8 protein-coding genes, 2 rRNA genes and 1 other RNA gene (1 of these 11 running past the window's edge) are annotated in these 8,788 nt (G+C 67.3%); 3 read left to right on the top strand and 8 right to left on the bottom strand.

The genetic code is table 11. The features are described 5' to 3' along the window. Both A7A76_RS12515 and rrf read left to right on the top strand, forming a co-directional pair. Window positions 1–499: ribosomal RNA gene (locus tag A7A76_RS12515) — 23S ribosomal RNA — on the top strand; it begins 2,366 nt to the left of the window's first position. Between the two features lie 169 nt (window positions 500–668). Further along, window positions 669–783 (top strand): 5S ribosomal RNA (rrf, locus tag A7A76_RS12520). Between the two features lie 823 nt (window positions 784–1,606). Here rrf and A7A76_RS25880 read toward each other — a convergent pair. Next, entirely contained in the window at window positions 1,607–1,741 is a 135-nt protein-coding gene (locus tag A7A76_RS25880) for a hypothetical protein (protein WP_277425827.1), read from the bottom strand. 4 nt (window positions 1,742–1,745) lie between these two features. On the opposite strand from A7A76_RS25880, the gene A7A76_RS12525 reads away from it, so the two are divergent. Beyond that, complete coding sequence (locus A7A76_RS12525) at window positions 1,746–3,578, top strand: ATP-binding cassette domain-containing protein (protein WP_206411499.1); 1,833 nt, start codon at window positions 1,746–1,748, stop codon at window positions 3,576–3,578. A 183-nt stretch (window positions 3,579–3,761) separates the two neighbouring features. Here A7A76_RS12525 and A7A76_RS12530 read toward each other — a convergent pair whose 3' ends face one another. The 7 genes from A7A76_RS12530 to A7A76_RS12560 all read right to left on the bottom strand — a co-directional run bounded on the left by A7A76_RS12530 (window position 3,762) and on the right by A7A76_RS12560 (window position 8,636). Further along, the gene (locus A7A76_RS12530) at window positions 3,762–5,249 is read right to left on the bottom strand and encodes a DNA polymerase thumb domain-containing protein (RefSeq protein WP_206411494.1); all 1,488 of its coding nucleotides are present in this window, start codon (window positions 5,247–5,249) and stop codon (window positions 3,762–3,764) included. A gap of 399 nt (window positions 5,250–5,648) precedes the next feature. Beyond that, window positions 5,649–6,311, bottom strand: coding sequence for a ribose-5-phosphate isomerase RpiA (rpiA, locus tag A7A76_RS12535; protein ID WP_206411495.1), 663 nt, complete (start codon window positions 6,309–6,311; stop codon window positions 5,649–5,651). A 120-nt stretch (window positions 6,312–6,431) separates the two neighbouring features. Then, complete coding sequence (locus A7A76_RS12540) at window positions 6,432–6,902, bottom strand: EVE domain-containing protein (protein WP_206411496.1); 471 nt, start codon at window positions 6,900–6,902, stop codon at window positions 6,432–6,434. A gap of 53 nt (window positions 6,903–6,955) precedes the next feature. Further along, on the bottom strand, window positions 6,956–7,549 hold the full coding sequence (locus A7A76_RS12545; protein ID WP_206411497.1) for a 5-formyltetrahydrofolate cyclo-ligase: 594 nt from the start codon (window positions 7,547–7,549) through the stop codon (window positions 6,956–6,958). Window positions 7,550–7,654: 105 nt separating this feature from the next. After that, window positions 7,655–7,841: non-coding RNA, 6S RNA (ssrS, locus tag A7A76_RS12550), on the bottom strand. A 217-nt stretch (window positions 7,842–8,058) separates the two neighbouring features. Continuing rightward, window positions 8,059–8,367, bottom strand: coding sequence for a cell division protein ZapA (locus A7A76_RS12555; protein ID WP_206411498.1), 309 nt, complete (start codon window positions 8,365–8,367; stop codon window positions 8,059–8,061). Between the two features lie 47 nt (window positions 8,368–8,414). After that, on the bottom strand, window positions 8,415–8,636 hold the full coding sequence (locus tag A7A76_RS12560) for a TIGR02449 family protein (protein ID WP_206411500.1): 222 nt from the start codon (window positions 8,634–8,636) through the stop codon (window positions 8,415–8,417). Between the last annotated feature and the right edge of the window lie 152 nt (window positions 8,637–8,788).

An 8,788-nucleotide genomic window follows, 5' to 3' on the forward strand; every position in this document is an offset into this window, starting at 1 on the left:
GTATGGAAGGGCCATCGCTCAACGGATAAAAGGTACTCCGGGGATAACAGGCTGATACCGCCCAAGAGTTCATATCGACGGCGGTGTTTGGCACCTCGATGTCGGCTCATCACATCCTGGGGCTGTAGTCGGTCCCAAGGGTATGGCTGTTCGCCATTTAAAGTGGTACGCGAGCTGGGTTCAGAACGTCGTGAGACAGTTCGGTCCCTATCTGTCGTGGGCGTTGGAGATTTGAGAGGGGCTGCTCCTAGTACGAGAGGACCGGAGTGGACGAACCTCTGGTGTTCCGGTTGTCACGCCAGTGGCACTGCCGGGTAGCTATGTTCGGAAGCGATAACCGCTGAAAGCATCTAAGCGGGAAGCGCGCCTCAAGATGAGATCTCCCGGGAGCTCGACTCCCCTAAAGGAACCATCAAGACTAGGTGGTTGATAGGCAGGGTGTGTAAGTGCAGCAATGCATTGAGCTAACCTGTACTAATGATCCGTGTGGCTTGACCATATAACCTCAAGTGGCCTTGGACTCGACGACGCGTCGACACTCCAGACCAAACACTGACTCGCTACATTCCAATCTATTCGCCGACAACGCAGTCCATCGCGTTGAAAGCACCCAACGAGAGCGTGCGCGCTACTTCAATCCATCGAAGACAGCGACCCTCCACCCTCTCCCTGGTGATAATAGCTGTGTGGAACCACCCGATCCCATCCCGAACTCGGAAGTGAAACGCATATGCGCCGATGGTAGTGTGGCTTAAGCCATGCAAGAGTAGGTCATCGCCAGGGGCTTTACACCGAAGGCCGGATCCCACAGGATCCGGCCTTCTTCTTTTGCGCAGAACGTAATCGAACAGCGCCGAACGGACGGCCATGATCGCGCGCCAGGCCGGCGAGTATTTGCTTGCTGAACATCGAGCGATGCTTGGCTCTGTCGGCACGCAGCGGCACGGTCCACGGCGAAGCTGACGCCGCGCCTGCAGGGACTTCGGTGGGATGCGGATAGTCCAATTCACGTGGCTGCGCTGACGCTCCGATCGCCCAGACAGCTACCACCCGTCATAAGCAGCCATCGCCTGGCATCGAGCCTGCGCGCCAGTCGGCTTGGCGCGGTCGCGACTCGCGCCGCTCTTACAGGGCGCTGACCCGAGCAGTCAGCTAATCCCGATAGCTCCGCCGGCGGGGAGACTGCGCGCGCTCAAACGGCGGAAACCCTGGCGGAAATTATCGTGTGCCTGAAGGCCGAGGCCTTGACACAAAAATAAACGCACGCATTCAGCCCGCTTGCACACCTGGGCGCAGGACTGCAGGTACACTCGCCGGGCTGCTACACGCCGGCATCGCGCCGCGCGCAGCTTGCCGGCCACATCGTCCCGACGGGGCATGGCCGTGCCGCCGGTTCCCGCTGCGCCAGGACGCTCCGGGATCGGCTCCGTCTAAAGGAGAGGCGAAAGATGAAGTTCATAATCACCGGCAAGGTCCGCCACCGCTAAGTCGGTGCGCTCGGCCCGGGATCCGCTGCTGTCGGATCCGCTTCGGGTCGCGTTTGGCCGACCGTCGTTCGTTCCAGGCCGCTGCGGTGGCCGTGGATCGCTCGCGCGCGTCCGCCGCCTCACTCCCGTTTATCGATCGACGCCTCGTTGGCGTCCAGTCGCTCGCGTGCGTCGTCCGCCCGCGCCGGTTCCGGCGCGCTGCCGGACGAACGCCGCGGCGGGAGCCGTTCCAGTTCATAAGGCAACACTCTCATGATGATCTTTCGTTGGTTCGAATCGTTGATCGATCCGTTCCGCCCGGCGCCGGCGCAGATGCCGCCGCGCTCGGTGGCGCGGTTCTACTGGCACTTCATCCGCCAGGCCTGGCCGATCTTCGTGATCCTGACCGTGGTCGGCTTCTTCGCCGCCATCGTCGAAGTGATCATGTTCGACTACCTCGGCAAGGTGGTCGATCTGGTCAACACCACGCCCGCCTCGGAGCTGTTCGCTACCCACGGCGAGCAGCTGTTGTGGATGACGGCGGTGATGCTGATCGCGCGGCCGGTGTGTCTGGGGCTGCACGATCTGCTGCTGAACCAGACCGTGCACCCGAACATGACCAATCTGGTGCGCTGGCAAACCCATCGCTACATGCTGCGGCAGAGCCTGAGCTTCTTCCAGAACGACTTCGCCGGCCGCGTCGCCAACCGGATCATGCAGACCGGCCCGTCGTTGCGCGAATCCACCACCCAGGCGTTCGACGCGATCTGGTACGTGGTCGTGTACTCGGCTTCGGCGATCTATCTGTTCGCCCAGGCCGACGTCTGGCTGGTGGCGCCGCTGTTGGTGTGGATCGTGCTGTTCATCGGCCTGATGCGTTACTTCGTACCGCGGGTGAAGCTGCGTTCGTGGCGGGCCTCGGACGCGCGTTCCAAGCTGATGGGTCGCATCGTCGACGGCTACACCAACATCGCCACGCTCAAGCTGTTCGCGCACTCGCGGCGCGAAGAAGAATACGTGGCCGAGGCGATGGTCGAGCAGACCCAGCGTTCGCGCGAGATGACCCGCATGACCACGCTGATGGGCGTGAGCATCACCGTGCTCAACGGCTTTCTGATCGTCGGCACCACCGGCCTGGCGCTGTGGCTGTGGCATCGGGGCTCGATCACGGTCGGCGCGATCGCGCTGGCGACGGGCCTGGTGATCCGCATCCACAACATGTCCGGCTGGATCATGTGGACGGTCAACGGCATCTTCGAGGACATCGGCACGGTGCAGGACGGCATCGAGACGATCTCGCGGCCGCTGACCGTGGTCGATCGCGAAGAGGCCAAGCCGCTCCAGGTGACGCGTGGCGAGGTGCGCTTCGAAAACGTGCACTTCCATTACGGCAAGGACGCCGGGCTGATCGCCGACCTCGATCTCACGGTCAAGCCGGGCGAGAAGATCGGCTTGGTCGGGCCGTCGGGCGCGGGCAAGTCGACGCTGATGAACATCCTGCTGCGCCTGTACGACCTGGAGGGCGGCCGCATCGCGGTCGACGGCCAGGACATCGCCGCGGTGACGCAGGAAAGCCTGCGCTCGCAGATCGGCGTGGTCACCCAGGACACTTCGCTGTTGCATCGTTCGATCCGCGACAACCTGCTGTACGGGCGACCGAACGCGAGCGAAGAGGAGATGTTCGAAGCGGTGCGCAAGGCGCGTGCGGACGAGTTCATCGGGCACTTGGTCGATGGCGAAGGACGCGTGGGCTACGACGCCCTGGTCGGCGAGCGCGGCGTGAAGCTGTCCGGCGGCCAGCGCCAGCGCGTGGCGATCGCGCGGGTGCTGCTGAAGAACGCGCCGATCCTGATCCTCGACGAGGCGACTTCGGCGCTGGATTCGGAAGCCGAAGCGGCGATCCAGGAGAGCCTGGAGACGTTGATGGCGGGCAAGACGGTGATCGCGATCGCGCACCGGCTCTCGACCATCGCGCGGATGGACCGGCTGGTGGTGATGGACAAGGGCCATATCATCGAGACCGGGACGCATGAGGCGCTGATTGCGCGCGATGGCTTGTATGCGCGGCTTTGGAAGCGGCAGACCGGTGGGTTTGTCGCGGTCGAGGCGTAATCGCGCTCACCCCGACCCCTCTCCCGCGTTGCGGGAGAGGGGCGTTGATGGTTGATCTCGGGCCTCTCTTCCTTCGTGGGAGAGGGGCCTTTTTGTGGGTGGGGTTTGCGCGAGGAAATACGTTGGCGTCGTAGGTGCGGTTTCGCGGTCGCGGCTTGCGCCGCTCCTACAGGGGGAAACGCGTCAGAACAGCGAGCCGGTGGTGCCGCGGCCGTCGTCGCCGCGCGAGCCTGCGCGCTTGCGCACCCAGCCGCCTACGCCCGAGGGTTTGTGGCCGGGCGGCTTCGTTTTCGCGGCGCCGCGCTCGCGTTCCTGCCGGTGCGCGTTTTCGGCCATCGCCTTGAACTGGCGTTCGCGCTGCAGCCACAGCTCGTCCATGCTCGGGTCGGCGACCAGGGCCGCGGCGCCGAGGTCGGCTTCGCTGGCTTCGTCGGGAATGTGCTGGAACGGGATGCGCATCGGCGCGGCGCCCTGCGCCAACGCATCTTGCATCGCGCCGAAGTACAGGCGGTTGTTGCCGTAGCGCTGGTTGATCTGGTCGAGCACGCGGGTCAGCGCCTGATTGCGCTGGCGCTCGGGGAACAGCGCGGCGCTGTCGCCGGCGTCGGGCAGCAGGTCGATCAGCGACACCGCGACCGACAGCGGCGGATGCCGTTCGACCCGCCAGCGACCGCTGGCGGCGGCGCGCAGCAGCGGCTCCAGCGCGTCGGCCATCAGGTGCAGCAAGGTCGGCGTGTCGTCGAGCGGGGCGAACGAGAGGTCGCGGCTGAAGCGTTGCTCGCGGCCGACGAAGCGCACGTGCAGGCTCAGACCGCGGGCCTTGCTGCGCTCCTGGCGCAAACGCATCGCCGCTTTCGCCAGCAGCTTGAACAGCACCGAGCGCATGCCGTCGGCGGTGCGCATTTGCGGATCGAGCACGTGCGAATGGCCGACCGAAGCGACCGCGGCGCGCTGCCGCGGCGGCAGTTCGATGCCGCGCAACTGCGCCCAGAAACGCTCGCCCTCGATGCCGCCCCAGATCGCCTTGAGCCGTTCGCGCGGCGCGGCGGTGAGCTGTTCGACCGTGTCGATGCCGGCCTGGTTGAGGCGTTGCAGCATCGACGGGCCGACGCCGCACAGGTCCTGCAACTGCAGGCCGTGCAGCGCGTGCGGCAGGTCGGCCAGCTCGACCACGGTGAGGCCGTCGACCTTGTCGATGTCCGACGCCGTCTTGGCCAGGAAGGTGTTCGGCGCGATGCCGACCGAGCAGCGGATCGGGTCGAGCCCGCGGTCGATCAGCGTGCGCTTGATCCTGCGCGCGATGGCGACGGCGTTGTCGCGCTCGCGTTCGCGGCCGATCAGGCGGCAGGCGACTTCGTCGATCGACAGCGGCTTGCCGTCGATGGGAATGCAGTCCTGGATCGCCGCGATCAAGCGATGGTGCAGCTCGACATAGCGCGCCGGCCGCGCCTGCACCAGGGTGATGTCGGGGCAGCGTTCGACCGCTTCGCGCACCGGCGTGCCGGTCTTGACCCCGTGCACCTTGGCTTCGCGGCTGGCGGCGATGCAGCAGGTGCTGGCCGCCATCACCGGTACCACGCCGACCGGACGCCCGCGCAATTCCTTGCGGTCGAATTGTTCGACCGAGGCGAAATAGGAATTGAAGTCGACGAACAGGCAGCGCAGGGTCACGGCGGCGGGGCCATGCTGGGGGCGTCAGTATCGCGCTGTGCGGTGAAGGGCGCAGCGCGGGGCGGGCGCAGAGCTTGGCGCGCGACGGTCGCAGGCGGCGATACTGCTTTTGGATCAGTAGGTTGCGGTCTTCGGCGGACCCGCTGTAGGAGCGGCGCAAGCCGCGACCGCGCACTGGCGGCTGGCGTCGTAAGCGCGGTTTCGCGGTCGCGGCTTGCGCCGCTCCTACAGGGGCTGCGTTGCGGATGCGTCGTGGCGGGTTGGGGCGCGATCGTGGTCGGGCTTGCGTTGCAAGCGCGTTTTCGCGGTCGCGGCTTGCGCCGCGCCTACAGGTAGATGTCGTGGGCTGCGCTGGAGGCGGGCCCGGTCGCAGCCGGGCCCGGATCGGGACGGCTGCGCTTACAGCACCACCGGCGGCTCGCCGCCGACGATGACCACATCGGCCTTGCGTCGCGCGAACAGGCCCACGGCGACCACGCCGGGGATCTGGTTGAGCGCGTTCTCCAGCTTGACCGGTTCGGCGATGGCCAGGTTGTGGATGTCGAGGATGACGTTGCCGTTGTCGGTGACCACGCCGTTGCCGGCCGCGTCCTGGCGCCACACCGGCTGGCCGCCGGTCAGCGCCACGATCTGGCGCGCGACCAGGCTGCGCGCCATCGGGATCACTTCCACCGGCAGCGGGAACTTGCCCAGCACCTTGACCTGCTTGGACGGGTCGACGATGCAGACGAACTTCGCGCTGGCCTCGGCGATGATCTTCTCGCGGGTCAGCGCGGCGCCGCCGCCCTTGATCAGGCATTTGTTCGGATCGCACTCGTCGGCGCCGTCGACGTACAGCGACAGCTGGCCGGCGCTGTTGAGGTCGAGCACCTCGATGCCGAGCTCGCGCAGCAGCGCCGTGCTCTGCTCGGAGCTGGACACCGCGCCCTTGATGCGGTCCTTGATGCGGCCCAGGGCCTGGATGAAATAGGCCACGGTCGAGCCGGTGCCGACGCCGACGATCATGCCGTCTTCGATGTAGTCGATGGCTTTTTCGGCGGCCAGGCGCTTGTGTTCGCTCATTGGATTCGGGCAGTTGGGAGGAAAGGTGGGACGGGAATACGGGCGGCCGCGGGAGCGAAGGAGACAGCGGAAAACCCGAGGTTTTCCCGTTTCTTCGCGGCCTTGGCCGCCCTGCGGCGGTCACTCCATCGCCAGCAACAGCTTCCACTGCGCCGCAGACACCGGCAGCACCGAGAGGCGGTTGCCGCGGCGGGTCAGGGCGAAGTCCTCGCCGAGTTCTTCGGCGCGGGCCTTGATCTCGTCCAGGGCGATGGTGCGCGAGAGCTTGCGTTCGAAGGCCACGTCCACCAGCAGCCAGCGCGGGTCTTCGCGCGTGCTCTTGGGGTCGTAGTAGTCGGACTTGGGATCGAACTGGGTCGGGTCCGGATAGGCCTCGGCGGCGATGGTGGCCAGGCCGACGATGCCGGGCACGGCGGTGTTGGAGTGGTAGAACAAGACGCCGTCGCCGACCTTCATGCCGTCGCGCATGTAGTTGCGGGCCTGGTAGTTGCGCACGCCGTTCCATGGCTCGGTGCGCACGCGTTCGAGATCGTCGATGGAGAAAGTGTCCGGTTCGGACTTCATCAGCCAATAGCGGCGTCGTGCAGTCATGCGGGGGGCTCGCAAGGTTCGGATGCGGGGGCAGTCGCATCGCGGTTGGGGGATCAGGCGTACAGCGCGGAGCGGCAATCCACGGTGCCGGCTTCGGTGCACACGGCGTCCAGCGCGACATCCCAGTCGGCGGCGTCGAGGCGCTCGACGCGCTGCAATTCGAATGCGGCGCCGACCAGCCAGGGGGGGGCGGGTCGGCGTTGGCGGAAGGCGAGGCTGCGATCGTACCAGCCGCCGCCCATGCCCAGACGGTGGCCGCGGGCGTCGAAGCCAACCAACGGCAGGACAATCAGGCTCATGTCCTCAGCCCGAAGCAACGAGCTGTCAGCCAGCGCCGGCTCCGGTATACCGAAACGATTGGCCACCAACGGATCGCCCGGCCGCCACGGCGCGAAGCGCAGGCTCTGGTCGGCATGCAGCACCGGCAGGCAGTAGACGCAGTCCGCGGGCAGGCGCAGTTGCCAGGCGTGCAGGGCGATCTCGCCATCGCTGGCCCAATAGCCGGCGACATAGCCCGACTGCGGCGCGAACGGCAGCGACAGCAGTCGCGCGGCGAGCGCTTCGGCGCCGCCGATGCGCGCGGCGGCCGGCTGGGTGCGGCGGCGCTCGCGCAGTTCGCGGCGCAGGGTGGTGCGGTCGTGCGTCATGCGGTCGGGGGGCTCGGCATGGTCGGGGCGGGGCCAAGGCGGCCGGGCGTGCATAAGGAAACGGGCGCGGTCACCTGGGTGACGTCGCGCCCGTTCCGGGATGAGTAGTCCTCCGCCAATGGCGATGCTTGCGAAACGACCTTGAACCCGGGGTTCAAGTGGGAACGCTTGGACGCCTTCGGGCTTCCCGCTGCTAGGCGGACTTGCACTCCGGGCTTCCGGCGCGTCCCCGGTGTCGTCATTAAGGGACAAGGCGAATGTTTGCGCACGCCGTCGCGCACAGCAGAGGACGTGCGCGCAGTATAGCGCGCGAGTGCCGGCAGGCGAATCCGCTCGTCGGCGATGCTGCGTTGCGGTTCATGCGCTTGTGCGCAGCGCCATGAACGGGGCGCGGCGTGACGCGCGTCGCGCCGGTTTCTGGCGCGTGCGCCCGGTATCGGCGGATCGATGCGGGCGTGCAGTGCGGATCGTCGCGCCGCGACAGCGGCGCGGCTGCGGGCCTGCGCGGCTCAGCGCGAGGCGGCCGCGTCGAACAGGCTGTCGAGCTTGCGGTGCAGGTCGTCGAGGGTGCGCGCGAGTTCGCGCTCGCGGCCGCCGCTCTCGCCGCGCAGCTGCTGCAGCTCGTGGGCGAAGTTGAGCGCGGCCAGCACCGCGACGCGGTCGAGCGCGGCCATGCGGTTGCCGCCGCGGATCTCGCGCATCTTGCCGTCGAGCATGCGCGCGGCGGCGAGCAGGTCTTCGCGCTCGTTGGGCTCGCAGCCGACCGTGTACTCGCGGTCGAGCAGGCGGATGCTGACGGCTTCGCTCGTCGTACTCATACGGGCAGGCTCATGGGCGAGGTCGGGGACGGCGGATTCGGAAGGGCTCAGGTGTGCTGTTCCAGGGACTTGAGCCGGGCGATCATGGCTTCGACGCGGGTGCGGGCCTGCTCGTTCTTGGCCAGCAGGGCCGAACGTTCGCCGACCAGTTGCTCCTGCTGTTGGCGCAGGCTGCGGTTCTCGTCGCTGAGCCGGCGCACGCGCTCGCCGAGTTCGTCGACCCGGGCGAGCACGGCTTGCAGTTCGGCGATGAGTTCGGCGCGATCCATCCCGGCACGATGGCAGGACCGGGCGGGGGCGGTCAAGGCGGGGCGGGGGGCGGTTGGGCTGCGGTCACACTGGCGCGCGGCCCGTTGCAGCGGGCGGGCGCTCGGGCGCAGCCGGGCGAAGGCCTGGATTCCGCGGCCGCGGGCGCCGTCGC

The organism is Lysobacter enzymogenes (assembly GCF_017168095.1).
In the GTDB taxonomy this organism is placed as follows: Bacteria; Pseudomonadota; Gammaproteobacteria; order Xanthomonadales; family Xanthomonadaceae; genus Lysobacter; species Lysobacter enzymogenes_D.